The following is a 26,288-nucleotide window of genomic DNA, read 5'->3' as shown; positions in this document are numbered from 1 at the left end:
CTAACGGTGAGCTTTAACACAATAAGCAAAATGAAAAAAGTCGGTTCTTAAAGGATCGACTTTTTTATATTCCTAACGCAAAATAGCGGTTAAAGCGAGTGCAAAACAACGCTTGAAAACAGCGCAAATTATCTCCTGAAGTTACAGGTTTATACTTTAATTTAAGTTCTTCAGATTTATCAATAAGGTATATCCTATTGATAAGAAACGCAAGTTGTCACTTTCAGTGTTATTTTGCGATGATTTTAAGTGTTAACTTGCATCTAACATCTCGTTGCTCATTCTTAAATCTTCAAGTAACAAGTAGATGTTAGGATTGTCTTACAGAAAAAATACCTCCTTTTTCATTCAAAGCAAAGGAGGTTTTTGAAAAATTTATTCTATAAAAATTTATTCTATAAAAATTAAATTAGTTGTTTCATTTTTTCAGTCAGTGCATTTTCCATACGGATTAGCTAGATGCCCAATCCGTATGGAAAATGCCTTCTTTGTCGATGCGCTTGTAGGTATGGGCGCCAAAATAATCCCGCTGTGCCTGGATCATGTTGGCTGGCAATACTGCAGAGCGGTAGCTGTCAAAGTAAGCCAGGGCGCTTGAGAAAGCAGGCACCGGGATGCCTTGCTGGATGGCCAAGGTTAGGACTTGGCGAAGGGAATGCTGGTATTCTCCGATGATTCCCTGGAAGTACGAATCCACCAATAAGTTAGGCAGTTCCGGATTGCGGTCGAACGCTTCTTTGATCTTTTGCAGGAACCGTGCCCGGATGATGCATCCGCCGCGGAAAATCATCGCTACATCGCCGTAAGGGATATTCCAGCCGTATTCGTCGGAAGCTGCGCGCATCTGGGCAAATCCTTGGGCATAAGAGCAGATTTTGCTCATATACAATGCTTTGCGGATGGCTTCAATCAATTCCTGGGAATCTCCTGCAGGCTTTTCTGCTTCAGGGCCTTTTAGGAGCTGGCTTGCCGCGACACGTTCTTCCTTGATAGCGGACATGAACCGGGCAAATACCGATTCCGTTATGATTGGGAGGGAGACCCCTAAGTCCAAGGCATTTTGGCTTGTCCATTTCCCGGTCCCTTTCTGTTCTGCTGCATCCAGCACCTGATCGACAAGCGGATTGCCGGTTTCATCATCCTTTTTCGCCAAAATGTCCGCCGTGATTTCGATGAGGTAGCTGTCAAGTTCCCCTTTGTTCCATTCCGCGAATATGCCCTGCATTTCCTGGGCGCTCATGCCAAAAGCCTGTTTCATGATAAAATACGCTTCGGAAATCAGCTGCATATCGCCGTATTCGATGCCGTTATGGACCATCTTCACATAATGGCCGGCGCCGTCAGGACCCATATACGTGCTGCAGGGAGTCCCGTCCACTTTTGCGGCAATGGCATCAAGAATCGGCTGGACCTGTTCGTAAGCTTCTTTCGATCCGCCCGGCATGATGGAAGGGCCGTAGCGGGCGCCTTCCTCGCCGCCGGAAATGCCGGCGCCGATAAAATGCAGGCCGGCTGCTTCAATGGCCGCTGTCCGCCGGTTCGTGTCTTTGAAGAACGAATTTCCTCCGTCCATCAGGATGTCCCCTTTTTGAAGATGCGGGAGGAGCGATTCAATCACCGAATCGGTCGTGTTTCCCGCCTGGACCATCAGTAGAATTTTGCGGGGTGTTTCCAGGGAAGAAACGAACTCTTCGATGCTGTATGCTCCTTGAATGTTTTTCCCCTTGGCCTCGTTGACGGACAGCCCGTCGATCCGGTCTGTCCAATAGTCATAGACGGCTACCGAATAGCCGTTGCTTTCCATATTCAATGCGAGGTTCGTGCCCATTACGCCTAAACCGATCACGCCGATTTGCTGTGCCATATTATCCTGCCCCGTTCTTTTATGATTTTTCGAACACCGTTTCCCGGTTTTCACGCAGATGAATTCGTTTTTACCACCATTTGTGCTGGTCTTCCTGCAGCAGCCCTTCTGCAGCTTCAGGGCCCGTTGAACCTGCGCGGTAAGGGTGCAAAGGCAGCAGATTTTCCTGATATGCGTTCAATAATGGTTCGATCCATTCCCATGAAAGCTCGACTTCTCTCCAGTGGGCGAAAAATGTCGGATCGCCGAGAATGGCGTCAAACAGCAGAAGTTCATAGGCTTCCGGCTGGTTTTCTGAATTAGTCGAGAAGTTGATCCACACAGGCTTGAACTGATTGCCGGATGCCTCTTTCAAGTTGACGCGCAGCGAAATGCTTTCGTTCGGACTGATTTCAAGCACCAGCAGATTGGGGGAAGTTCCCTTCAATTTATTGGAATCGACCATCTTATGCTTGAATTCGACCACAATCTGTGTGGACTTTTTGTTCAGCCGTTTCCCGGTGCGTATATAAAAAGGGATTCCTTCCCAGTCCGGATGGTCAATCGCCAGACGTGCCGCGAAATAAGTGTCATTCTGCGAGGAAGCGTCGACGCCGGGCTCCTCTTTATAGCCGATGACCGGCGTATCATGTATTTCGCCGGCTTCATACTGGCCGCGGACCACATGCAGATGCGCTTCTTCTTTCGGAATCGGCCGAAGAGACTCGATGATTTCTGTTTTTTTAGCGCGGGTCTTATTGTCCGTCAGGTTCTCCGGCAGGTAAAGGGCTGCCATCATGACGAGCTGAAGAAGATGATTCTGGACCATATCCCGGATAGCGCCTGCTTTATCGTAATAATCAGCCCGGGTTTCCACCCCGACAATTTCACTTGCCGTAATCTGGACGTTGGAAATCAGTTTTTGGTCCAGCATTGAGTCCAATACGGGATTCGCTAAGATTAAGGTATTGAGGCTTTGGACCATCGGTTTCCCCAGATAGTGGTCAATCCGGTAAATTTCATCTTCGCTGAAGGTTTTCCGTAATTTATGGTTTAATTGTCTGGCAGACTCTACATTGCTCCCGAATGGTTTTTCAATAATGAGGCGCTTCCAGCCACGGTTTTGGTCCAGGCCGCTGGAGTGGAGGCTGGTCGTGATCACATCCACCAAACTTGGCGTCACTGACAAATAGAACAGCCGGTTTTGCGGAATCCCCAGCTCGTTTTCCTGGGTTTCCACCAGTTCAAGCAGCTGGGTGTAAGATTCTTTAATTGTCGCGTCAAAAGTGAAGAAGCGGAACTTTGCCAGAAACTCCTGCAGATTTGAAAGCTGGATGCTTCTTCTCGAATAGGCACGAAGCGATTTTTCCACCTTCGCTTGGAAATCCTCGTCTGAAGAATATTTTCTTCCCAAACCGATGACGGAGAACGAAGCAGGCAATTTGCCATCAAGATATAAATTATATAAAGCAGGAAATAATTTTCGCTTTGCCAAATCTCCCGTGGCGCCAAAAAAAATAAAAGTCATGTCTTCCAGGGGCAAATCGTTCTGTAATCTGATGAAACCATTTTCTGGATTAGCCCCAGCTGCTGGATGTCCATTGTTCATACAATAAATCCTCCTCATTTCATCGTCCTGATTTTTTTATGAATAGGTATAGCAACCGCTTTTAGTATAATGATTTATGCAATTTAATGGTAGCGAGGGACTCGGAAAATACGAATGTATTGGATAGTTGGCACAGTGCCGCAGGAAACCTTTTTTAACTGCTTCACTGGACAGTTTGATCAGGAACATGCGAAGGTGTTTATACAACTATCTATTAGGAAAGGGTTGATTTGATGAAAATGTACGATATCACAGGCTCGATTTATGAAGGCATGACCGTATACAAAGACAAACCGGAGAAACAGCCGAAACTCAATCGGCAGACAAACGGCTATGTCACGGAAACGCGTTTGGAACTGGATGTCCATACTGGCACGCATATCGATGCGCCGCTTCACATGATGGTTGAAGGGGAAACATTTGAATCGGTTCCACTGGATAAATTGGTGGGGCAATGTAAAGTGCTGGATCTGACCAGCGTGAAGGATGCTGTTGCGAAAGCGGACTTAGAAGAGTTCGGCCTCGAAAAGGATGACTTTGTTTTATTCAAAACAAGAAATTCCTCTAAGGAAGATTTTGATTTTGATTTTGTTTTCTTGGCGAAAGATGGCGCAGACTATCTGGCTGAAATTGGAATCCGGGGCGTCGGCATCGATTCTCTTGGAATCGAAAGAAGCCAGGAAGGGCATCCGACTCATAAAACTTTGTTCGCAAACAATATCATTATTATAGAAGGTCTGCGCCTAAAAGACATTGAGCAAGGCGAATACTTTATGGTAGCGGCTCCTTTGAAATTAATCGGCACCGATGCTTCCCCTGCCCGGGTATTGCTGTTTGAAGGGCTGAAATAAACGTTTCTGTGTATAACTTGTTGTATGCAGATTAAGGACTAGGGAAGTTCCGTGAATTCTTAAGCTAATGATGTTCCTGAATTGTTGGAATAAGTAAGAGTTTTAAAAGAATAACAAGGGAAAAGCTTTAAAATACAAACAAAGTTAATAAGGAATATTATAATTGTTTGCTTTTTAATTGACCTTAAGCGAAATTCTTGTTATTATTAACTCGAATTTAATATCGAATAATGTCGTATAAGATTGGGGATATGGCCCGATAGTTTCTACCAAGCCGCCGTAAAGGGTTTGACTACGAGGTAAGTGTTTAGCGGAAGAAGCGATCGATTCTTCCCTTATTTACACGTTCCCTAGTCAATGCTCCGGTAGCCGCCGGAGCATTTTTTTATTTTAAGAGGTAAATTCCATCTTTATGATGAGAAGCAACAAGCCAGGGGAATTTTGATGGCTATTGGTGTGGAACCGGATATGGCGTTATTCGAACGGTTCAATAAGAAAAAATTGGGCGAATGGCAAGCAATTTAAAGCATTCACCACGGAGGGAACTGGAAAAATGAAAGAGAAAATATACTTTAACCATGATGGCGGAGTCGACGATTTGGTTTCGCTATTTTTACTTTTAAAAATGGATACGGTTGAATTGACAGGCGTTTCAGTCATTCCAGCAGACTGTTATTTGGAACCGGCAATGTTCGCGAGCCGGAAGATTATTGATCGCTTCGGAAATGGCGGCCTGGATGTAGCTGAGTCCAACTCACGCCCTAAAAACCCTTTCCCGAAAGATTGGCGCATGCATGCATTTTATGTCGATGCCTTGCCGATTCTGAATGAATCCGGAACAGTTGTGACACCCGTGGCTGATCAACCGGCGCATCTCCATTTAGCAGAGACGGTTTTGGCAACGGAAGAAAAAACGACTTTATTGTTTACAGGCCCGCTGACGGATCTTGCCCGCGCACTGGACGCAGCGCCCCAAATCGAAGAGAAGATTGAACGGCTTGTCTGGATGGGTGGCACATTCCGCGAAGCCGGAAACGTACATGAACCGGAACATGATGGGACAGCGGAATGGAACGTGTTCTGGGATCCGGAAGCAGCAGCCCGTGTCTGGGACAGCGGCATAAAAATCGATTTGGTGGCGCTTGAAAGCACCAACCAGGTACCGCTGACGCTGGATGTGCGTGAGCGCTGGGCGAAAGACCGCAAGCACCTCGGCGTGGATTTCCTTGGGCAATGCTATGCGATGGTGCCGCCGCTTGTCCACTTCTCGACGAACTCGACCTATTATTTATGGGATGTGCTGACCACCGCATTTGTCGGCAACCGTGATTTGGTGAAAGTGCAGACCATCAACAGCATCGTGCACACAGACGGCCCAAGCCAAGGCCGTACAGTGGAAACCGCTGAGGGGCGGCCAGTAGATGTCGTGTATGACGTGGACCGCGATGCATTCTTTGACTATATGACGGAACTGGCCAAAAAGGCTTAATGACTGGAAACATGCAGCATGGATTTGGACACGACTAATTACGAAAGAGGATAACAATGACTATTAAATCTCGCCTTAAAATTATGATTTTTCTCCAGTTTTTCATCTGGGGAAGCTGGCTCGTGACCCTTGGCTCGTATATGATCAATACCTTAAATTTTTCCGGCGCACAAGTCGGGACCATTTATGGCGCATCCGGACTGGCTTCTCTTATCATGCCGAGCCTGGTCGGGATTATCGCTGACCGGTGGGTGAAAGCGAATAGACTGTATGGCATCTGCCATTTTATCGGTGCGATTTTCTTGCTTATAGCCGCACAAGTTTCAGACCCGACGGTTATGTTTTGGGTGATGTTCTTTAACGCGGTGGTTTTCGTGCCGACGATTTCATTATCTTATACCATTTCCTATATCAGTTTGGAAAAAGCAGGGCTCAATACGACGAAAGAATTCCCGGGCGTTCGTGTATATGGAACCGTCAGTTTCATTTTTGCCATGTGGCTCATCAGCCTGGGCGGCTTTGAGTTGAGCAATATGCAGTTGTACATTGCAGCAGGGGCTGCCGTCTTGCTGGCACTCTTTTCACTGGTTCTGCCGGATTGCCCGACATCGAATGACAAGACGGACAAGTCGTGGACAAGCCGTTTGGGACTCGACGCTTTTGTCCTGTTCAAACAAAAGAGAATGGCCATCTTCTTCTTGTTTGCCATGCTGATCGGGGCTGCGCTGCAGATCAACTTGGCGTTTGCCAACCCGTTTCTTCATGACTTTGCATTGAATCCTGCTTATGAAGATAGCCTGGCTGTGAAATATCCATCGATTTTATTGTCGCTTGGGCAATTTTCAGAAGTCATCTTTATTCTGGCCATTCCGTTTTTCCTGCGTAAATTCGGGATCAAAACGGTTATGCTATTGAGTATGGCGGCTTGGACCTTGCGCTTTGTTCTATTAGGTTTTGGAGACCCGACTGGATTAGGGTTTGCTTTCTTGCTGCTATCGATGATTGTCTACGGTGTAGCGTTTGACTTCTTTAATATTTCCGGATCGATGTTTGTCGATAAAGAAGTGGACCGCCGGATCCGCGGGAGTGCCCAGGGCTTATTCATGACCATGGTGAACGGGCTCGGCGCTTATTTGGGAGCGGTCATCAGCGGAAGAGTAGTGGATTATTTGACGGTAGACGGCATCAAAGACTGGCAGAGCATCTGGCTGGTTTTCGCAGCCTACACCCTCGTTCTAGGAATCCTGTTTGCGGTAAGTTTCAAATCTAAAAAGAGCCCGGATGCAGTGGACGATGTAAATGAATCTGCACAGTCTGTCTGATTTGGAGTCAGGTTATATACAAAAAGCAGTCCTTCTCCTTCTTCGGGGAAGGGCTGCTTTTTTAAAATTGTAGTGGTTGGAGTAATTATTTAGCACAGGATAATAAAGCATTTTACGAATACCTTTTAAAAGAGGAGGGATAAAAAGCGAGTAAACATGGAGCAGCCACTATACCAGAGAGGACAATTTATCACAATTAAATGATTTTACAAAGCAAAAATACTTTTAACCAGTGGTTATTGCTCCAGTAAAAATATCATAAGATCAATTGCTGTAAGTCAAATACCAATGAGTTACACTTCATAATAGCCAGCCAATTATCAGGTTTTACGAATCCGATTTTTATGGAGGGGGACTATCAATTTCCATATTAATTAAGAAAAAACTTCAAACTGTTCACCTTGAAGTCAAATCCGGAACTGGCCCAAGAGATTGTCAATCTGCTCGGCTGTGAACTGGGCAAAAGTTCGATTACCCACTTTAGCGACGGGAAAGTCCAGATCTACCTGGAAGGAAGTGTCCGAGGAGCGGAAGTCTTTCTAGACCAGTCGACCTCTAGCGGGGAATGGACGTGTCATGGAACTTCTGAACATGATTGATGCGCTGTTTTGATATGCTTGTTTGCCCCTTCTTTTTTCTTGGCCAATTGCTGAAAAGCATTGAAAGAAAATCTACTTTTGCAGTAATAAACTAAATTTTTATACGAATTTAGAAGGCTTCAAGTAATTTTTTTATAAAACTGCTTCAAAGCAAAAATCCTGAGCACTCAAAAAGAGAGCTCAGGATTTTGTTTTAATTAAAGCTTATTGTAGGAGTTCTTCCTGACGCTTATGACTGCGAATTTCGGTTTCAAAATTTTCAAAAGGTCGGCATTGGAAGATATCTTTGCCCGGTGAAAATCCATTTTGATGACGGCTGCAAAGAGCATTTGCTTTCCTTGAATCATGTCAGATCCGAAAACCTTCTCCGCATCGATCTGATAAACTTCTCTTTTACTGTCTTCAGCTGTGGCTTCTCTTGTTTGAGAATGGTTGAAGAGGAAATGAACGAAATGCTACAGATTTACCAAGTCCGCCAAAGTCTTTCGCTAAATCTGAAATAAAAAAGATTAAATATTCTGAAAAATTTATTGCATTTTAATTTTACATGATTTAATATGTATTTAAAGTTTGTACGTACATATGTACATATGGACATACAGACTTAATAAAAAAGGAGGAGTTAATTTGAGGGAAAGATTGAAGACAGGCCCGGAAAAAGAAATTATTCAGTACATTTTTGAACCATCTATCAAAAAAGACTTAGAACGTTCCTTTTTCAACATCTTAACCGTGAGTAAAGCTCATCTTTTAATGTTGATTAATCAGAAAATTGTTGGAAAGACAGAAGGTATTGAAATCTTAAATGTCCTAGAGAATATGCATAAACAAGGATCCTCAGTACTTAATATTGATATGGAAATGGAAGATTTACATTTCAATATAGAGTCGCACATTATTAAAGAAATTGGAATAGAGGTAGGTGGGCAACTTCATACTGGACGTAGCCGAAACGATCTTTACGCAACAGTAACAAGAATGAATACTCGGCCACTGCTTTTAAGGATTGGTAATTTAATTCTTGAGTTGAGAATAGAAATGTTAAATTTAGCTTTAGAGCATACAAATACGGTAATGACAGGATATACACATATGCAGCCTGCTGAGCCTATTACCTTTGCTCATTATTTATCCGGAATTTTAAATGCTTTAGATAGAGATTTTATACGTTTAAACCAAGCTTTTAATACACTCGATGAATCTCCTTTAGGTTCGGGGGCATTTGCATCAACATCTTTTCCTATTGACAGAAAAAGAACAGCAAGGCTTTTAGGGTTTAAAAGTGTATTAGAAAACTCAATTGATGGAGTGGCCTCTAGAGATTATGCTTTAGAAATTATTTCAGCTTTAAATATACTGATGACTAATTTAAGTCGCTTAAGCCAAGACTTATATATATGGACATCGAATGAATTTTCTACTGTAGAATTAGGTGATTCAGTCTCTTCAGTCAGCAGTATTATGCCACAGAAGAAAAATCCAATTACATTAGAGCATATCAAAGCAAAAGCTGCCCATGTGCAGGGAGCTCTTGTCTCCATTTCTGGGGTACTCACTAATATTCCATTTTCCCATTCCAGAGATTCTAATACTGAAAGTATGAAATTTTACTGGGAAGCATTAAACGAAGTTGAGGCGGCACTTAATCTGTCTATTATTACAATTAAGAACCTTAAAGTTAATAAGGATGTAATGTACTTAAAAGCTCAAACCAATTTTTGTACTGTCACAGAATTAGCAAATGTCTTAGTAAAAGAAGAAGGGCTATCTTTTAGAACGGCTCATACTGTAGTAGCGATATTTGTTAGGGAAAAGATTGATTTAAATGAACAGTATAATCCAGCAGTTGATCAAGAAGTTCTCCAACAGGCATTTATTAATACAGTGGGTAGAGACATTTTAATGTCTAAAGAAAGAATTGAAATGGCTTTAGAACCTGCTAAGAATGTCTCGGCAAAAAACACTTTTGGAGGACCAGCGCCTGTAGAAGTAGAGAGGCAGCTTGAAATTATTAATGAAAGAATTAAATTGCAAATGAATCAATTAAGAAGTCATGAGGAGGGATACCGTTCGGCTCAAAAAGTGTTAGACTCTGAAGTAGAGCAAGAAATTAGAGTTTCACACGACATAATTAGGAGCTGAAAAAATGAGTTTTTTTAATGAAAGTAATGGATTGCCATTATATTATCAATTAAAAGAATTAATTAGAGAAAAAATTAATGAAGGACTATGGAAGAGCGGCGAAAAAATACCCAATGAGTTAGAGTTAGCTGAAACATATTCCCTTAGCAGAGCTACGGTGAGACAAGCTATATTATCATTAGTGAGCGAAGGATTACTCTACAGAAAGCAAGGAAAAGGAACCTTTGTCTCGAAGCCAAAACTTGAAAGCGATTTTATCAATTTTCATTACCCAAGAACATGGGGAAGTACGCATAAGTTGGTCAGTTTGAAGGAAATGGGTTGTCCTGTATCAATATGTAAATACCTGGAAATAAATCCTGGGGAGTTAATCTATGAAATAACTAGACTTAGAATTTTTGAAGATGAACCAGTTGCTCTGGAAAAATCATATATAAAGAAAGAGCTGGTGCCAAAATTCTCAAATCAAAATTTTGCAGGAATATTGTCAGAGTTGCTTTTTAACGAATACGGTATCGAAATAACAAGTTCAGAAAGTTTCATTGACCCAATTTTATTAGATGATTACGAAGCTGCTTTTTTAGAAGTTAAAACTCCAGCTCCAGCGTTAAAGTTAACAAGAATCGGCATGACTCACAAAAATGAAGTAATTTTATTTAACACCAGTATTATACGGGGGGATCGTTGCCGCATGATATTCAGAACTCCAGAAATTACCTGATTTAACTAACAAACTATTAAAACAGGGAGGTCTTCTTTAATGAATAGACCAAAAAAAATATTAACTTATTTATCTTTACTTCTGGTTTTGATTATTGCTGGATGTGGTTCATCAAATGACACAAGTTCCGAAGCGGGTGCTTCTGGGAAAACGGAAAGGCTGCTTTTAGGAACTTCTAGTCAGGGAGGAACTTATTATGTACTAGGCGGTGGCTGGGCCAATATTATGAATGAGCAAGTGCCAGGTGTGGATATTTCGGTAGAGGTGACAGGCGGACCTAACACAAATATTCAACTAATAGAAAGTGAAGAGATGGATTTAGGATTCGTCACATCCTGGTTGGCTGGAGAAGCTTACGAGGGAGAGGGCTGGGCTGATAAAAAGTATGAAAATTTCAGTGCATTGTTCCCAATGTATCCAAGTGTCTTATATATCAATTCCTTACAGGAAAACAATATCAAAAGCATAAGCGACTTTGAAGGAAAACATATCACTGTAGGGGCGCCAGGGGCTACAAGTGAATTGGCCGGAAGAGCAGTTTTAGATGCTTTAAAGATAGAACCAAGTAAAATAAGTAGTCTTCCAACTAATACTGCAACCGATAATCTGAAAGATGGAATTGTAGATGCAGGTTTTGCTGTAACTGGTATTCCAGGTCCATTTTTAATAGATCTTGAAACAACCCACGATGTTCAGTTTGTTGAGATGTCTGAGAGCGAGATGGAGACTGTTCTTGAACAGAACCCTTATTGGTCTACTTATGTTATACCTGCGGATACTTACAAAGATTTAGAAAAAGACATAACGTTGATTGCGTTTTGGAATTTCGCTGTAGGTTCAAATGACTTGTCTGAAGATGTAGTTTATAACTTAGTAAAAGCCACATTTGAAAACCAAGACCAACTAATGGATGTAGATCCTGCAGCTAAGGATTTGCTGGCAGAAAATTTGATCCATAGCAGTGTACCATTCCATCCAGGAGCAATAAAGTATTATGAGGAAATTGGTATCGACATCCCAAGTAACCTTATGCCATCTAAATAATCCTAATGAGTATTGGAGGTAAATGCTAATGAGTAAGTTACCAGACCTAGAAATAACTGAAAAATTAGACAATTTGGATGGTTTAGAGGATACAAGTTTAGATTTAAAACCTCGTCAGAAAATGATTGTTATTGCTATAGCAGTTTTCATGTCGCTATTTCATCTCTACACACTGGGCTTTAATCCCGTAACACCTTGGGTTTTGTTTACAGTCCATTTAAGCCTTGGCAGCATTCTAATCCTAATGGTTTATCCTGTTATTAAAAGTAAGAAGAACAGTATATCAATAATAGATGTAATTTTAATAAGTCTTGTTCTCTATTCATGCGGCTATTTAATTATAGAAATGGATGAATTGATTCACCGAATAGGTATTGCTCCGACAAACTTAGATGTATTGGTAGCTTTGATAATGGTAGGTATAGTATTAGAGATCACGAGACGCACATGCGGAATTTTATTGCCTCTTATTGCAGTAGTATTTATCGTATATGCGAGATTTGGTGAATATGTTCCAGGAATATTAGGACATCGAGGATATAGTTGGGAAAGAATTATTAGTTACTTAAATGGAATGGACGCTATATTTAGTGTACCTATCGCCGCTTCGGCTAATTTTGTATTCTTGTTTATCGTTTTCAGTGCTTTTATACAGGTTTCTGGTGCAGGTAAATTTTTCATTGATTTTGCTACTAGTTTAACTGGGAAATCAAGGGGAGGTCCTGCAAAAACTTCAGTTATTGCGAGTGCTCTTTTTGGAACAGTTACTGGAAACTCTGTTGCAAATGTTGTATCTTCTGGTGCTTTTACAATTCCCTTAATGAAGAAAACAGGATACAGTGCCCGATTTTCTGGTGCTGTAGAATCTGTAGCTTCTACAGGAGGACAAATCATGCCTCCTATTATGGGATCAGCAGCCTTTATCATGGCTATCCTAATAGGTGTGCCATACCAAACTATTATGATCGCTGCCATAATACCAGCTTTACTATATTTTATTTCAATACTAGTCATGGTGGACTTGGAAGCAGCTAAAAATGGGTTAAAAGGAATGCCTAAAGAAGTGTTGCCTAAAATGAAAGACGTTTTAAAGAATGTTCATTTAATCGTACCTTTACTTGTTTTAATAATAGTATTAGTAGTGCTAGGCGCAAGTCCAATTAAAGCAGCAATTTGGGCTATCGGAACCAGCATAATAATGGCTGCCTTTAAAAAGGAAACAAGAATGGGACCGAAGAAGATTATTGAAGCTTTATCAACCGGGGCTTTAAATGCTTTAGGAATGATAGCAGCTTGTGCGACTGCCGGGATTATTATAGGGGTACTAAATTTAACTGGAAGCGGTTTAAAATTTGCTAGCGTCATAATAGGATTTGCCGGTGACTTTTTACCTCTAGCGTTGTTTCTAACTATGTGTGCAAGTATTATTTTAGGGATGGGCTTACCTACAACAGCTGCTTATTTGATAACAGCCGCAGTGGTGGCTCCTGCGCTCATAGGTATGGGGGTTCCAGCTTTATCTGCGCATATGTTTGTTTTCTATTTTGCATGTATGTCAGCTATTACTCCTCCAATAGCTTTAGCCGCTTATGCAGGAGCGGGTATAGCAAAAGCGAAACCAACAGAAGTTGCGCTTACGGCTGTGAAACTAGGGTTAATAGCTTACATTATTCCTTTTATGTTTGTATATGGTCCTGCGTTATTAGGACAGGGAACGTCTTTAGAAATAATACTGTCAGCGATAACAGCGCTTATAGGAACATTTGCATTAGGTTTCTCGATACAGGGGTGGTTTTGGAAGCAGAGAGCAAATCTGCTTTTACGCATTATCCTCTTTGCAGCCTCAATAATTCTGATTATACCAGGTATTTTGACAGACTTTATCGGCATCGCGCTGATACTCGTAAGTTTTGGTTTGCAAGTTACTGTCTTTAAAGAGAAATTTATCGCAGAGAAAAGTCAAGTTAATATCAATGAATCATAACACTGATTAGAAAATTTATAAAAATTGCTCAAGAAAAGGAGAAATCTAATGAAATTTGCCATTATAGGAGCTGGAAACGGTGGTCAAAGTATGGCCGCTCATTTAACACTATTAGGTCATGAGATTTGGATTTACGATATAAATGAAGAACTACTCTCTGCTTTAGATAAACAAGGTGGAATTCAAGTTGAAGGCGTCTTAGAAGGATTTGCACCAATTAATGTAACTCGAAATATTAGTGAGGCTGTAAAGGGTGCTGATGCAATTATGTGTACGACAACAGCCAATGCTCACGCCAGTGTTGCAGAATCTTTAATTCCTCATTTAGAGGATGAACAAGTAATATTAATTTTCCCGGGATACTGGGGAGCTTTAGAGTTCCAAGAATGTTTTAAAAGAAATGACTTAAATAAAAAAGTGGTAGTTGGAGAAACAGAATCATTAATCTATACGTGTAGATCGACTTCGCCTGGTTTTGTTAACATAAGAAAGATAAAAGATGAATTAGAATTTGCTGCTTTTCCTGCTGATGGAGCTAAGGTGATAAAGGAAAGACTAAATTCAGTCTATCCTCAACTGATTCCTGTAGATAGCGTCATTAGAACAACATTAAATAATGTAAACCCATTATTCCATGTTCCTATCCTTCTTTTAAATGCAGGAAGAATTGAGTCTGAAGGAGACTTTTTCTTTTATCCTGAGGGAGGGACACCATCGGTGGTGAATGTAATTGAACAGATGGATAAGGAGAGATTGGCATTAGGAAAGGCTTTAAATATAGAACTATCAACTACTTTAGAGCTTCTGAAAAGATTTTATAAAGTAGATGCCGATAATCTATATGATGGTTTTCAAAGGAACAAGGCTTATCAAAAAGGAAAAGCGCCTAATACCCTGGACTACCGCTATATTTATGAAGATATTCCTTATGGATTGGTTCCTATGGTTGAATTAGGAAACAAGCTAGATGTTAAAATGGAAAGTATGGAATCAATGATTCATTTAGCTTCCTATATGGTGAAAAAAGATTTGAAATCTTCCGGCTTAAGTTTAAACAAATTAGGTTTAGAAAAACTAAATAATAGTGAACTGATTGAAACACTACAATGAGATAGAGAGGAAAATGATAACGGGATAAAGAATTCTAACATGTATCCTGTGCTTGTTAAATGTAATAGTTTGATTTAAAGGAAGTCAAAGTTTTCGTAACTTGCTTCTTCTTATTCGCTTGGCAAAGTACATCTTAAAAGTGTAAAGGGCAAGTACCATACTGTTTTGCTTCATTTTTCTATTAGAATATGTATATATTAACAGCCATCTTCGAAATCGAATGATTTCATTAAAGATGGCTGTTGTACGTTTATCAGTAAAGCTAAATAGTGATAATTGAAAAGTTTCCAGAAATAATAGGGTTTTATAGAAATAGTCGCAGAGTTCTGGCAATTAACTCAGTTATTCTCTCTTTATATTGCTTTATTTAAAAATAGAAAAAGAAGACTGTGGAAATTTTATTTGGAATCGTAACATCTTTCTTTTCTTCATATTTCCTATGGGCGCTATATCCGGCATTTCTGGGATAGGCAATAACATATTAAAACTGCTAACATGGTAATTTTACAAATTATATAAGTTACATTTCATTATCCATAAAAAGGTTTAGTTTCTACAGATGCTGTATGAATCTTATTGTCATGACTTCATTTGTTTTTAATTATAGAGAATGATGGATAAACAACAACTCGTCATGAATATCTTCCGTTAAGTTAGCCTTCATAATAGCCAGCCAGTTATCAAGTTTTGCGAAACCGATTTTTGCGGAGGAGGACCATCAAGTGCCATATCAATTAAGAAAAAACTTCAAACTGTTCACCTTGAAGTCAAATCCGGAACTGGCCCAGGAGATTGCCAATCTGCTCGGCTGTGAACTGGGCAAAAGCTCGATTACTCGCTTCAGCGGGAGGTCCAGATCAACTTGGAAGAAAGTGTCTGGGGAACGGAATTCTTTCTCGTCGAGTCGACGTCCCAGCTGGGAATGAATATCTCATGAAGCTGCCGATTACAATAGATGCATTGTGTTTCATATGCCTGTTAGCCGCTTATTTTTTTATTCAATTGTCGAAAAAATTTGTACGTCTATTACATAGCTTTTGTATAGTATATAAATCATTTGATAACAGATTCTCGTTATCGGATTAGATAATAAAGATTATAAAATGGTTGTCTTGAGTTATATGCTCTTAAAAGAAATTGACAGATGGCTTGAGCCGATAACTCCGGCCTTTTTCCATACTTATTAAACTGAAAAGGACTATTGTATGAATATCGACTTCAGGGATGCTTAAGGGAAAAGGCTTCGAAAGTATGGTCACAAGAAAACTACAGATTTGATTTCATAGATGCCGATCACTAAATGGAGCGGCAGTTCGAAAGACGGCATTGTTGCTTTTGAGGATGGAATTTTTGAGTTTAAATTGCCTTCTCCTGAAGAAGAAAAAGAGTGCTTATACAAATAAACCCGGGAAATAGGGGAATATCGATTACATGCTTATTTTGAAAGAAAAGCGAGAAGTTAAACCTTGAATTGATTTGCCAAAACCCTTGCATCCAGCAGATATCCACCTTTCTGTTGGGATTCGAAGGTTTTTTATTTAAAAAGTCAAATAATTTTCAAAAGCCTCTTAAAAAATAAAAGGTATGGTAGTATAATAAATTGGTTGGTATTGGATTTTTAGGAGGATATATGTAATGGAAAAAATGATAGGCAATAAGCCGACTGCGGATCAGAAGTTGATGGTTTCTCTTCACAAAAAGCTGCTGCAGCAGGCGCAGACGATGATCCTGGCGACAGATGAAAAAGTGCTGAAAGCGATAGCGGTTGATGTAAGCCAATTGAACAGCCAGAAGACAACAGGCGTTTTGGTGTTATCAACGAACGCGGTTTCGTTTGTATCGAACAGCGATCAATGGATGTACGACTATGAAAACATCAGCCATGTGGCTTTGAGAACGATCGATAAAGGAAAAGACAAAAAGCAATTGCATGACCAGCAGCTTACGATTGAATTCGGCTATGCAAGCAGTGCTTCTTTTAACTTCAATAAAAACGAAGATACCCAGGAATTCATTGAAATTCTTGAATTGAAGAAGAACAATCCGAATCAACAAGTGCTGTCAACGGTGACCCACAACTTTGATCATTTCCTGCATGCAGACCGTTTGAAGGAATTGCGTGAAAGCAGAGTGAAAACGACCTTTTTCCTTATGAAGCGTGACGATATGGGCTTCTCGAAGAATGGCAGAAGGCTGTTGCAGGAACGGCATAAAGGTGCGTTGTTGATTGTAGAAGGATATTTCAAGGAGAAGAAGAAAACAAACGACTTTATTGTAGTCGACAACGGCATCTTCGTTTATGAGTATGACAATGAAGAAAGAAAAGCGAAGCTGGTGAAGAAATGGCCGCTGCAGTTCTTTGCGGAAGCGGAACTTGATCATTTTGCAATCAAAACGGAAGTGGTGACGGGCGAAGGCAAATTGGTGCTGAACGGGTCCGGCAAGAAGTTCGAAGAGATTCTAACCAATGCACAAGTGCCATTTGCAAAGAAAAAACGAAAAGTGCATCAAAAAGCGATCGGTTTCCGCAGCGGGAAGCGCTGGAAGAAAGCCATTGCCTCCATCGCCTATGCTTTTGCACTGTTGATCGTCTTAATAATGGTATTTGGCGAAGACGCACCGGAGCAGGAGTCGGCGAAAGAAATCAGCACCGTGGTGTCTGCTGAAGCTGAAGAAAAGAGCGAAGAAACGAGCGAAGAAACGACTGTAACGGCAGATCAGCAAAAAGCGGAGGAAGCCAGACTTGCTGAAGAAACACGTAAAGCAGAAGAGGCCCGATTGGCTGAAGAAAAGAAAAAAGAGGAAGCCCGCCTAGCCGAAGAGCAGCGTCTGGCTGAGGAAGCCCGGAAAGCGGAAGAAGCACGTAAAGCAGAAGAAGCGCGTTTAGCGGAAGAAGCAAGAGTGGCAGAAGCACAGCGTCAGCAAGAAGAGGCAGCGCGTGTGGCTGCAGAACAGCAGCAGGCAGCGAATGTTTTCTATAAAAACTGTTCGGCAGTCCGTGCGGCAGGAGCGGATCCGATCCGGACAGGAGATCCCGGCTACTCGAGAAAGCTGGACCGTGATGGCGACGGAATCGCTTGTGAATAAAAGAAATGGATAATGAAAGTTCAGCTCTTGCTTCGAAAGGAAGCAAGAGCTTTTTTATTGTTGTCCACAAAGGCCGCATTCATGAATGCGGATAATTGCTAAACCAAAGTGAACAACTTCTTACAATTAAACAATTCAGCGAAATGAAAATACCATTAACTTATGGCTATTGCCCCATCAAAAAGGTATCATAAAATTAACTGCTGCAGGTCATATGCCAGTTGATTAACCTGCGTCATAGCCTATCAGCTATCAGGTTCTACAAAATACTTTTTTGCGGAGGGGACCATAAATTGCCTTACCAATTGAGAAAAAACTTCAAACTGTTCACTTTGAATTCAAATCCGGAATTGACCCGGGAAATCGCCGAGTTGCTCGGCTGTGAGCTGGGCAAAAGTTCCATCACCCGCTTTAGCGACGGGGAAGTTCAGATCAACATCGAAGAAAGTGTCCGGGGGGACGAGGTTTACCTGGTCCAGTCGACATCCCAGCCGGGAAATGAACACATCATGGAATTGCTGATCATGATTGATGCACTGAAGCGGGCCTCTGCTGAAACGATCAATGTGGTCATCCCTTATTACGGCTACGCGCGCCAGGACCGGAAAGCGAGTTCACGCGAGCCGATCACGGCAAAACTGGTGGCCAACATGCTGGAAAAAGCAGGCGCTACCCGCATCATTACGATGGACCTTCATGCTCCGCAGCTCCAGGGCTTCTTTGATATTCCGGTAGACCAGCTGCTGGGCGAAAAGATTTTAGCTGAGCATTTCTTAGGCAAGGGACTGGAAGATGCGATTGTCGTCGCTCCGGACAACGGAGGGCTTGGAAGAGCCCGGAGACTGGCAAACGATCTGGACGTGCCGATCGGCTTTATCGACAAACGCCGGGTGCGGCCGGGCCAGCCCGAGTCGATCAATATTGTCGGGGACATCCAAGGCAAGAACGTCATCATCATCGTAGATATCATTGATACTGCAGCCACTGTCGCTTCAGCTGCCAATGTCCTCGTTGAAAATGGCGCGAAAGCTGTTTACGCCTGCTGCACGCACGGGGTCTTATCCGGCCAGTCGATTCAACGGATCGGAGAGTCGGCCATCACGGAACTGGTGGTCACCAACACCATCCACGTGCCGGAAGAAAAACGCATTCCGAAAGTCACGATTCTTTCTGTCGCTCCACTTTTAGCGGAAGCGATCGAGCATGTCCATAACGAAAAGCCGGTAAGCCCTTTATTTGAGTAGATTGTAGTAGCCGGTAATAGGAAAGAGAACTTCTTTGTTTTTTTGATTGAGCAATAGTTCTTTCTCGTTTAAGAACACCTATATTACACAAACCGAAAGGCATCGCTATAAGCGGTGCCTTTTTGGTATTGAATGAGAATCTAAAATAAATTATCAGAAAATTGTTGACAATCAATTTGGATAATTGTTTAATTGCATTAAGGTATAAATGTATACAATTATGTTCTAGAAAGAGAGGGGAGTTACCATGGATCTTTCCTCAATGGATAGCAAACGGTACTCAGCAAAAGATTTTGTTTATATGGAACTGAAAAAGCTCATCATTTCGGGTGATTTGGAGCCTTCCCAGCAGATCAATGAAAAAGAGCTGGCCGAAAAGCTCAATATCAGCCGGACGCCGATCCGTGAAGCCTTGAACCGGATCGAATTGGAAGAATTGATCGTACGGATGCCGAACGGCCGGATCAAAGTGGCTCCCGTATCGGTAGAGGAAGCCAAAGAAATCTTTACCGTGCGGAGCTTATTGGAAGGGGTAGTCGCCAAAGAAGCGGCGATGAAAATTACTTCCTGTGAACTGGACGAACTGAAATTCCTGACCGAGCTGTTGATCCGCTCTGCCGACCAAGGTGACAGTGAAAAAGTGATTTTCTACGGGGACAAATTCCATCATATGCTGTATGATGTCAGCGGCAACCGCACAGTGGTAAAAATCTTGAACAATATGAATGACCATATCATGCGCTACCGCAGCCTTGGTCCGAAAACCAGCAAGTCGCGCAGTTCGGCGGCAGCTGAAGAACATTTGGCTCTTTATAAAGTAATCGAGCAAAAAGACGGGGAACAAGCTGAAATCCTGATGAGACAGCATATCCAGAACAGCTTGGAAGCGGCGATCCATTCCATTCAGCGCCATCTTAAACTGGTGGATGCACCTTAAAAGAGGAGGTTATTTAGTGGATAAAAAAATACGGCTTCGGGAACTGATCGATGCGCCCAATTCGTTTATGCTGCCCGGAGCATATGATGCGGTGTCAGCTCTTCTGATTGAAGAACTTGGGTTTCAGGCAGTCTACGCGACAGGCGCCGGGATTTCGAATGCTCAGCTTGGATGGGCGGATGTAGGCTTGACCAGCATGAAGGAAGCGGCCGATATTGTCGCGCGCATAACCGATGTGACGAATATCCCGGTGATCGCCGATATTGACACGGGATTCGGCAATGCCCTCAATGTCATCCGCACCGTGCGGGAATTTGAACGCGCCGGAGTGGCCGGGCTGCAGATTGAAGACCAGGTGTCTCCAAAGAAATGCGGGCATTTCAACAATAAAAACGTCATTTCCAAAGAAGAAATGGTGAACAAGATTCACGCCATGGTGGATACGCGCCAAGATGAAAACCTGGTGATCGTTGCCAGGACAGACGCATTGGCTGTAAATGGCCTGGACGATTCGATTGACCGGGCAAGAGCCTATAAAGAAGCGGGCGCGGACGTTTTATTCATCGAAGCTCCGACTTCTTTGGAACAAATGAAAGCGATTACAAGTTCACTGCAAGGCATTCCTCAACTGATCAATTTGGTTGAAGGAGCCAAGACGCCGCTGATCAGCCTGACAGAAGCGGAAGATCTCGGCTATCAGATTGTGCTTTGCGCCAACACCGCTTTACGGGCATCGATCCAAGGCATGAAACAGGCATTAAGCATGTTGCATGCCGATGGTTCTCAGAAAAACTTGAACGGGGCTATTTGTTCCTGGGAAGACCGCCAAAAACTGTTTAAACTGAGCCAGATAAATGAGTGGGAAGAAAAATACTTGTCTATTGATGCTAAGGAACAAATCAAAATACCGAAATAGCGCTTGGAACTGGAAAGCGCCAATCTGGATTTCGCAGTAAAAATTGATACATTCAGCCATGACATACACCATAGAGGGCATACGTATTTTCTATAAACCAATTATGGGGAGGCTCGTTTATGACAAGCAGCGTTCAACCGCAAAACGAAAAAATGGATAAAGCAAAGTACAAAATTTTCTTTGGTGCTTATATTGGCTGGATCTTCGATTATTACGAAATATTTGTCTTGAGCTTCCTCGTTATCCCGATGGCTGCAGCATTGGACTTATCAACTGCACAAGTGGCTGCTGTTTTTTCTGTTCAACTGGCTTTCTTAGCCGTTGGCGGCGTGGTCTTCGGCTATTTGGGGGACCGGATAGGACGGAAGAAAATCCTGATCGCCACTTTGGTGATCTTCTGTTTAGCGACATTGATGCGCGGATTTACGTTCGATTATGAATGGCTGATTTTCTGGACGGCCATTGCCGGGTTTGGCCTCGGCGGGGAATACGGGGCGGCGCAGGCGCTTGTCAGTGAGTCTGTGCCTTCCAGACAACGCGGATTCTGGAGCAGTATGCTGTATGGCGGCGCTTATATGGGGATTTTCCTGGGGGCTACAGTCGGCGGCTTCATCCTGCCTTTGATCGGCTGGCGCATGACCTTTATCATTTCAGCCTTGCCGATTCTATTCGCTCTTTGGCTCAGGAGGGATGTAGAAGAGTCGAAGGTATGGGAAGCAGATGTGAAAAAGCAGAAATCGCTTGAAAAAGTGGATTGGCGCAAGAAATACGGCCTCAGAAGATTCTGGAAGCCATTCACCATTGCGTTAATAGCAGCGGTGCTGCAATATTTCGCTTACTACGGTATCACCAATTTCCTGCCGACCTACTTAGTGAAATACGAAGGGTTCGAGATGGGGGCTGCAGGCTGGTGGCTGTTCTTTACAGCCTTTGCAGGTCTGGTCGGTTCCTTCATTGCGGGCTATACAACCGATAAATGGGGCCGGAAAATTACATTGAGCTATTTGGCGTTTGTCGCGGCACTTGGCGGGCTGGCCCTTTACTTTACTTGGGCAAGCTTGATCAACTCCTTGTGGATTCTGGTGCCTATCTTCTTCCTGTACTTCGGCTCCAATGGTGCCTCTGTCTTCGGCTCGCTGTTCAGTGAGATTTTCCCGACCGATGTGCGGGCTACGGGGATTTCGTGGGCTTTGCAGATCGGACGCGGATTATCCGCTTTCCCGCCGTTGATCACGGCAGCGGTGTTCCCGGTCTACGGCTATCAGCCGATTATACTGGGCGGTGCAGGGTTATTCATGCTGCTGGCGATGTGGGCCTGGGTCTTCCCGGAAACGAAAAACCGGCGCTTGGATCACCTCGATGATGTGACGAAGACCGCGAAAGATCCGGCAGAAAATCCGGAACTGCAGCCGGAGACTTCTACACCTTAACATCAAATATGGTTTAAGTGAAAGAGCGCACAATTACGTGCGCTCTTTTCATATGTCGTAATAACTTCGGGATCTTATTACTGCAATTTTCCAGCCGTAAACCCGCCATCGATCGGCAGCGTGATGCCGCTGATCTGGCCGGCGAGATCCGAACAAAGGAACACGGCTGCATTGCCCACGTCTTCAGGGGTGGCTGGCTTGCCGGAAGGGAGGGTGGCCTTGATGGCTGCTGCCTGTTCCGGCGCCGCGGCGAACCAGCCTTCGACGGCAGACGTCGAGGTTATGCCGGGGCAGAGGGCATTCACGCGGATGCCTTGCCGGCCATATTCCAGTGCTACGGTTTTGGTCATGCCGTTGATGCCGAATTTCGATGCGACGTAGTCGATAATGTTCTGTACGCCTTCGAGCCCCGCACCGGAAGAGGTGTTGACGATGGCGCCATCGCCGGTTTTCAGCATCGCTCTCACTTCGTGCTTCATCGAATAATAGGTGCCGTACAGATTGACCTTCATGACGCGGTCAAAGTCGGCGCTGTCGGATTCCGCGATGGGAGCGATGGAAGCCGTGATGCCTGCGTTATTGTGGGCGAAATCCAGCTTGCCGAACTCGGCCACTGTGGCATCGACCAGCGCTTTCACGTCGCTTTCGTTCGACACATCGCAAGGGAAGAACGATGCCGCACCGCCTGCTTCTTCGATCAAGCGCACCGTCTCCTTGCCGCTTTCCTCATCGATATCCGAGACCATGACTTTCGCGCCTTCCCGTGCGAATGCCAGCGCACTGGCGCGGCCGATTCCTGATCCTGCACCTGTCACCAGTCCCGCTTTGCCTTCCATCAATTTCATCACTCCAATCCCTCCTTTTGGTTTTGATCTCCTATAGCCCTTATTATAATCCGGGGCGAAATCAATGAGAACAATCTATCGTGAAAATCAGACATCTTATAACGGATTATTGCATGCAAACTAACTATACGTAAAAAGCACGCAGCTGCGTCGAATCCTTGATGCCCCGTTGATGGATCTGCATGCTTTTTTTATTTTCAAGACGATTTTCTGTTATTCACCCACATTACGAGCACTGGTCCGAGAATCGGAATCCATGCAAACCCTTTGGCTTTCGCTTCCGGGCAGTACCGGTTGACGGCATAGACGGACAAGCCCCACAGGACAAACCAGTCGACGGTCATGACGGATACCAGACTGGAGGAAAAGAAAGCCTCGCGGTAAGCTTCCAGTGAAAATCCCTGGAGCAGCGTCAGGAGAATCCCTGCCCACATCACCATCAGGACGATGAGCCAGAAACGGGAAGACAGGAAACGCATGAGCCAGCGCGGCGTCCGGACGGTGGATCTGTTTTTCGCCGGCCGGTCGCCGAATGCGAAATACGGCAGGAGTGAAAAAGCGCCAATTCCGAAAGACAGCAAAGCGAATGGCCATGCTGGCCACTTTTGCCGGTCGTGCAAGAGCAGAATGGTCAGGAATACGAGCGGAAACAGACCGAGTGAATTGAAGACGGCAAAGACGAGCGGATCGATGTCGTCCCATTGGCTGTTAAGGATTTTTGAAAACACCGGATCCGGATCTTCACCGGGTGCCAGAAATGCAGCGTAGCTGATCATGCCGAGCCAGACAATCAGGAAAATCATGTCATCACTCCTTTTTTTCATCATACAGGAAGGACTTGGGTGAGGGGAATGGTTCTTGGGGAATTGTTTGGCTGTATTGTTTTTGGTAAATGATATAAGTAAAGCAGATACGGAAGAAGAGTTTCTTCTCTATAGAAAGGAAGTTGCACCATGATCAAAGGAATCATTTTCGATTTTGACGGACTTATACTCGATACGGAAACGCACCATTACCGGATCTTGCAGGACATGTTCGCAGAATACGGCAGTGAATTGCCGATTGAGCGCTGGCAGCAGGAGATCGGGACACAGACCGGCTTTTCGCCTTTTCATTATCTCGAAGAGCTGATCGAGCAGGAAATTGAGCACAAACAGCTGCAGGACCAATTGAAGGAAAGGTTCCACGCCAAACTGGCTGCGGAAAAAGCGCGTGACGGCGTGGAGGATTATTTGAAGGCGGCCAAAGAAATGGGCTTGAAAATCGGGCTCGCTTCCAGTTCCGATTACGAATGGGTCTCCACTTACTTGAAAACCCTCGGGCTGTTCGATTATTTCGAGTGCATCCGGACTTCAGATGATGTCAAAAAAGTAAAACCCGATCCCGCTTTGTATGTAAAAGCGGCAGAGTGTCTGGGGCTTCGGCCGGAAGAATGCGTGGCATTCGAGGATTCGGCGAACGGCGCGCTCGCTGCGAAACGTGCCGGCATGGGCTGCGTCATCGTGCCGAACGAAGTGACCCATACGATGGACTTCTGCGCGGTCGAACACCGATTGTCTTCGATGGCGGACATGCCGTTTGAAGAGCTGATTGATCTTCTGAATGGCTTGAAAGTGTCGAAATAGAAAACCCGGAGCCTGAAAGACTGCGGGTTTTTGTACATAAGTTGTGGATAGAGGACGGCCATTTTTCACTAATATTTATCCACGTGTGGATAAACACAAAAGGATGACGAAACGAAACAGTTCTCTCGGATTACAATTTAAGTTATATTTTATTAAGAAAGAAAGCGTAAAATTTTCATGAATGGTTTATAGATTGGTTGAAGAAGGTATGTAGTTTCAGGCGAAGATACAAGATATGGTCATTTAGTATAACACGGGTTCGTCTGACTATTACTATATCAATAGCTATAGCACTTCAAATAAAATAGAGCTAGAATTTTGAAAGAGGACTAATCAGCTAGCTTTTTCCTCTAAAAATTGGATAGGACCTGCAATTACTTATAAGCATTCAGTGTTTTTGATTAGTATGGAGAATGGAAGGCAATATTCGATGAGGGGGAACTGTCGAGTAAGAGGAAAAGGATAAAAAGCGCATCCTTGGAAAGTTGAAAAAGGATACAAGTTAGGGCTGCATGGAAATTCGGTTTAATCCGAATTTCCATGCAGCCCTTTTTATTGTAGTTATTCTTAATCATTGTCTTGTAAGAAGTATTTAAACTTATCACTATTGGTTACTTTCTTCTCAGCGCGTGTCATTACTTCTCGGAGGATAGAGTTTATCAAGGACATGGTAACAGGACCTTTATCGAAGAGCGATTGATCGCTAACTTCAACTAGTGCAACTATGTCGGCATGATCGACAATCGGTGCGAGACGTGAATCTGTAAAAGCGATGACTTTGATGCCCTTTTTCTTGGCATCTTCTGCAAAACGGATGGTGTCCAAAGCATAGCGCGAGAATGAGAATACAATAACACATGAATTATCCGGCAGAAAATCAAATACGAGGGCATCGGTTTCCGGTCGGTACAGCGATGCATTTCCAAGCGTATAGTTTAAGTTGAAAAACAGCCAATGCGCGAAAGTGAATGATTGATAGTATCCAGCGATGACAATCCGCTCGCTTTTAATAATTGTTTCTACAATTTCCTCGAATCTCATGACATCTAGGGAACGGCTATTAATGTTTAGAAGATTGATATCTGTCTTAATATGTTCTGCAAAATTATTTAATTGAGGAATATCTGCATTTTGTCCATTAAAATCATCTTTTGTCTGAAGCAGAAGATGATTGCGTACATCTTTTTGAAGTCCACTAAAGCCTTGGTAACCGATGGAGATACAGAACCGAATGACCATCGTCTCACTTACACCAATAATTTCTCCAATTTGTTTTGCCGAATGCCGGGCAAAGACTGTGGGATCATTCAAAAGAGCGTCTGCAACTTTCTTTAATCCTTTTGTGAGTTCCGGGAATTTCGTTTTTGTTTCTTTCTCATAAGTTGGTATCATAAGCTTTTCTCGCTTTCTTAAAGTTTTGACAATATTTCTTGTTGCAATAAAGTATAGGCTTCAATATAATAATTAACAAGTTGAAACTTTCTGACAAT

Annotated in this window: 20 protein-coding genes and 1 riboswitch; of the genes, 15 read left to right on the top strand and 5 right to left on the bottom strand. The window is 43.2% G+C overall.

Features of this window, described 5'->3' with window-relative positions; all coding sequences use genetic code 11:
• Nucleotides 1-451: 451 nt before the first annotated feature.
• Both gnd and zwf read right to left on the bottom strand, forming a co-directional pair.
• Entirely contained in the window at nt 452-1,864 is a 1,413-nt protein-coding gene (gnd, locus tag AC3AQ9_RS10825) for an NADP-dependent phosphogluconate dehydrogenase (protein ID WP_488307481.1), read from the bottom strand.
• A gap of 70 nt (nt 1,865-1,934) precedes the next feature.
• Nucleotides 1,935-3,371: a glucose-6-phosphate dehydrogenase gene (gene zwf / locus AC3AQ9_RS10820; RefSeq protein WP_488307582.1), complete on the bottom strand. Its 1,437-nt coding sequence runs from the start codon at nt 3,369-3,371 to the stop codon at nt 1,935-1,937.
• Between the two features lie 314 nt (nt 3,372-3,685).
• Between zwf and AC3AQ9_RS10815 the strand changes: the two genes are divergently transcribed.
• From AC3AQ9_RS10815 to AC3AQ9_RS10750, 14 genes are all read left to right on the top strand, one after another.
• Nucleotides 3,686-4,303 carry a cyclase family protein gene (locus AC3AQ9_RS10815; protein ID WP_488307480.1) on the top strand — a complete coding sequence of 206 codons (618 nt, stop codon included), beginning with the start codon at nt 3,686-3,688 and terminating at the stop codon, nt 4,301-4,303.
• A 213-nt stretch (nt 4,304-4,516) separates the two neighbouring features.
• Nucleotides 4,517-4,618: riboswitch (purine riboswitch) on the top strand.
• Nucleotides 4,619-4,856: 238 nt separating this feature from the next.
• Nucleotides 4,857-5,792 (top strand): nucleoside hydrolase, encoded by a 936-nt coding sequence (locus AC3AQ9_RS10810; RefSeq protein ID WP_488307479.1) that lies wholly within the window; start codon nt 4,857-4,859, stop codon nt 5,790-5,792.
• Nucleotides 5,793-5,848: 56 nt separating this feature from the next.
• Nucleotides 5,849-7,114, top strand: coding sequence for a nucleoside permease (locus tag AC3AQ9_RS10805; RefSeq protein WP_488307478.1), 1,266 nt, complete (start codon nt 5,849-5,851; stop codon nt 7,112-7,114).
• A 401-nt stretch (nt 7,115-7,515) separates the two neighbouring features.
• Nucleotides 7,516-7,713, top strand: a complete 198-nt coding sequence (locus AC3AQ9_RS10800; protein WP_488307477.1) for a ribose-phosphate pyrophosphokinase-like domain-containing protein — start codon at nt 7,516-7,518, stop codon at nt 7,711-7,713.
• Nucleotides 7,714-8,340: 627 nt separating this feature from the next.
• Nucleotides 8,341-9,855: an argininosuccinate lyase gene (argH, locus tag AC3AQ9_RS10795; protein ID WP_488307476.1), complete on the top strand. Its 1,515-nt coding sequence runs from the start codon at nt 8,341-8,343 to the stop codon at nt 9,853-9,855.
• Between the two features lie 4 nt (nt 9,856-9,859).
• On the top strand, nt 9,860-10,576 hold the full coding sequence (locus AC3AQ9_RS10790) for a GntR family transcriptional regulator (RefSeq protein ID WP_488307475.1): 717 nt from the start codon (nt 9,860-9,862) through the stop codon (nt 10,574-10,576).
• A 39-nt stretch (nt 10,577-10,615) separates the two neighbouring features.
• Nucleotides 10,616-11,620, top strand: coding sequence for a TAXI family TRAP transporter solute-binding subunit (locus AC3AQ9_RS10785; protein WP_488307474.1), 1,005 nt, complete (start codon nt 10,616-10,618; stop codon nt 11,618-11,620).
• Between the two features lie 28 nt (nt 11,621-11,648).
• Nucleotides 11,649-13,604: a TRAP transporter permease gene (locus AC3AQ9_RS10780; protein WP_488307473.1), complete on the top strand. Its 1,956-nt coding sequence runs from the start codon at nt 11,649-11,651 to the stop codon at nt 13,602-13,604.
• 48 nt (nt 13,605-13,652) lie between these two features.
• Nucleotides 13,653-14,714 carry an NAD/NADP octopine/nopaline dehydrogenase family protein gene (locus AC3AQ9_RS10775; protein WP_488307472.1) on the top strand — a complete coding sequence of 354 codons (1,062 nt, stop codon included), beginning with the start codon at nt 13,653-13,655 and terminating at the stop codon, nt 14,712-14,714.
• Nucleotides 14,715-16,349: 1,635 nt separating this feature from the next.
• The gene (locus AC3AQ9_RS10770) at nt 16,350-17,801 is read left to right on the top strand and encodes an excalibur calcium-binding domain-containing protein (protein ID WP_488307471.1); all 1,452 of its coding nucleotides are present in this window, start codon (nt 16,350-16,352) and stop codon (nt 17,799-17,801) included.
• A 293-nt stretch (nt 17,802-18,094) separates the two neighbouring features.
• The gene (locus tag AC3AQ9_RS10765; protein ID WP_488307470.1) at nt 18,095-19,045 is read left to right on the top strand and encodes a ribose-phosphate diphosphokinase; all 951 of its coding nucleotides are present in this window, start codon (nt 18,095-18,097) and stop codon (nt 19,043-19,045) included.
• Nucleotides 19,046-19,292: 247 nt separating this feature from the next.
• Nucleotides 19,293-19,982: a GntR family transcriptional regulator gene (locus AC3AQ9_RS10760; RefSeq protein WP_488307469.1), complete on the top strand. Its 690-nt coding sequence runs from the start codon at nt 19,293-19,295 to the stop codon at nt 19,980-19,982.
• A 16-nt stretch (nt 19,983-19,998) separates the two neighbouring features.
• Nucleotides 19,999-20,898, top strand: coding sequence for an isocitrate lyase/PEP mutase family protein (locus AC3AQ9_RS10755; protein WP_488307468.1), 900 nt, complete (start codon nt 19,999-20,001; stop codon nt 20,896-20,898).
• A 119-nt stretch (nt 20,899-21,017) separates the two neighbouring features.
• Nucleotides 21,018-22,328 (top strand): MFS transporter, encoded by a 1,311-nt coding sequence (locus AC3AQ9_RS10750; RefSeq protein ID WP_488307467.1) that lies wholly within the window; start codon nt 21,018-21,020, stop codon nt 22,326-22,328.
• 77 nt (nt 22,329-22,405) lie between these two features.
• Here the strand turns inward: AC3AQ9_RS10750 and AC3AQ9_RS10745 are convergent, their stop codons facing one another.
• Both AC3AQ9_RS10745 and AC3AQ9_RS10740 read right to left on the bottom strand, forming a co-directional pair.
• Entirely contained in the window at nt 22,406-23,173 is a 768-nt protein-coding gene (locus AC3AQ9_RS10745; RefSeq protein ID WP_488307581.1) for a glucose 1-dehydrogenase, read from the bottom strand.
• A 197-nt stretch (nt 23,174-23,370) separates the two neighbouring features.
• On the bottom strand, nt 23,371-23,976 hold the full coding sequence (locus tag AC3AQ9_RS10740; protein ID WP_488307466.1) for a hypothetical protein: 606 nt from the start codon (nt 23,974-23,976) through the stop codon (nt 23,371-23,373).
• A gap of 150 nt (nt 23,977-24,126) precedes the next feature.
• Here AC3AQ9_RS10740 and AC3AQ9_RS10735 point away from each other — a divergent pair, with 150 nt between their 5' ends.
• A complete protein-coding gene (locus tag AC3AQ9_RS10735; protein WP_488307465.1) occupies nt 24,127-24,798 on the top strand; it encodes an HAD family hydrolase in 672 nt (223 codons plus the stop codon).
• A gap of 567 nt (nt 24,799-25,365) precedes the next feature.
• Here the strand turns inward: AC3AQ9_RS10735 and AC3AQ9_RS10730 are convergent.
• Entirely contained in the window at nt 25,366-26,190 is an 825-nt protein-coding gene (locus AC3AQ9_RS10730; protein ID WP_488307464.1) for a MurR/RpiR family transcriptional regulator, read from the bottom strand.
• Nucleotides 26,191-26,288 lie beyond the last annotated feature (98 nt).

This window comes from Planococcus sp. VCh962 (genome assembly GCF_057748275.1).
Note: the sequence above shows the minus strand (reverse complement) of the source record. Positions and strands in the feature narration are given on the sequence as shown.

Coding starts and splice junctions, on each gene's coding strand:
- gnd (WP_488307481.1), bottom strand. CDS start 1,864: ATGGCACAGCAAATCGGCGTGATCGGTTTAGGCGTAATGGGCACGAAC.
- zwf (WP_488307582.1), bottom strand. CDS start 3,371: ATGACTTTTATTTTTTTTGGCGCCACGGGAGATTTGGCAAAGCGAAAA.
- AC3AQ9_RS10815 (WP_488307480.1), top strand. CDS start 3,686: ATGAAAATGTACGATATCACAGGCTCGATTTATGAAGGCATGACCGTA.
- AC3AQ9_RS10810 (WP_488307479.1), top strand. CDS start 4,857: ATGAAAGAGAAAATATACTTTAACCATGATGGCGGAGTCGACGATTTG.
- AC3AQ9_RS10805 (WP_488307478.1), top strand. CDS start 5,849: ATGACTATTAAATCTCGCCTTAAAATTATGATTTTTCTCCAGTTTTTC.
- AC3AQ9_RS10790 (WP_488307475.1), top strand. CDS start 9,860: ATGAGTTTTTTTAATGAAAGTAATGGATTGCCATTATATTATCAATTA.
- AC3AQ9_RS10785 (WP_488307474.1), top strand. CDS start 10,616: ATGAATAGACCAAAAAAAATATTAACTTATTTATCTTTACTTCTGGTT.
- AC3AQ9_RS10780 (WP_488307473.1), top strand. CDS start 11,649: ATGAGTAAGTTACCAGACCTAGAAATAACTGAAAAATTAGACAATTTG.
- AC3AQ9_RS10775 (WP_488307472.1), top strand. CDS start 13,653: ATGAAATTTGCCATTATAGGAGCTGGAAACGGTGGTCAAAGTATGGCC.
- AC3AQ9_RS10770 (WP_488307471.1), top strand. CDS start 16,350: ATGGAAAAAATGATAGGCAATAAGCCGACTGCGGATCAGAAGTTGATG.
- AC3AQ9_RS10760 (WP_488307469.1), top strand. CDS start 19,293: ATGGATCTTTCCTCAATGGATAGCAAACGGTACTCAGCAAAAGATTTT.
- AC3AQ9_RS10750 (WP_488307467.1), top strand. CDS start 21,018: ATGACAAGCAGCGTTCAACCGCAAAACGAAAAAATGGATAAAGCAAAG.
- AC3AQ9_RS10745 (WP_488307581.1), bottom strand. CDS start 23,173: ATGAAATTGATGGAAGGCAAAGCGGGACTGGTGACAGGTGCAGGATCA.
- AC3AQ9_RS10740 (WP_488307466.1), bottom strand. CDS start 23,976: ATGATTTTCCTGATTGTCTGGCTCGGCATGATCAGCTACGCTGCATTT.
- AC3AQ9_RS10735 (WP_488307465.1), top strand. CDS start 24,127: ATGATCAAAGGAATCATTTTCGATTTTGACGGACTTATACTCGATACG.
- AC3AQ9_RS10730 (WP_488307464.1), bottom strand. CDS start 26,190: ATGATACCAACTTATGAGAAAGAAACAAAAACGAAATTCCCGGAACTC.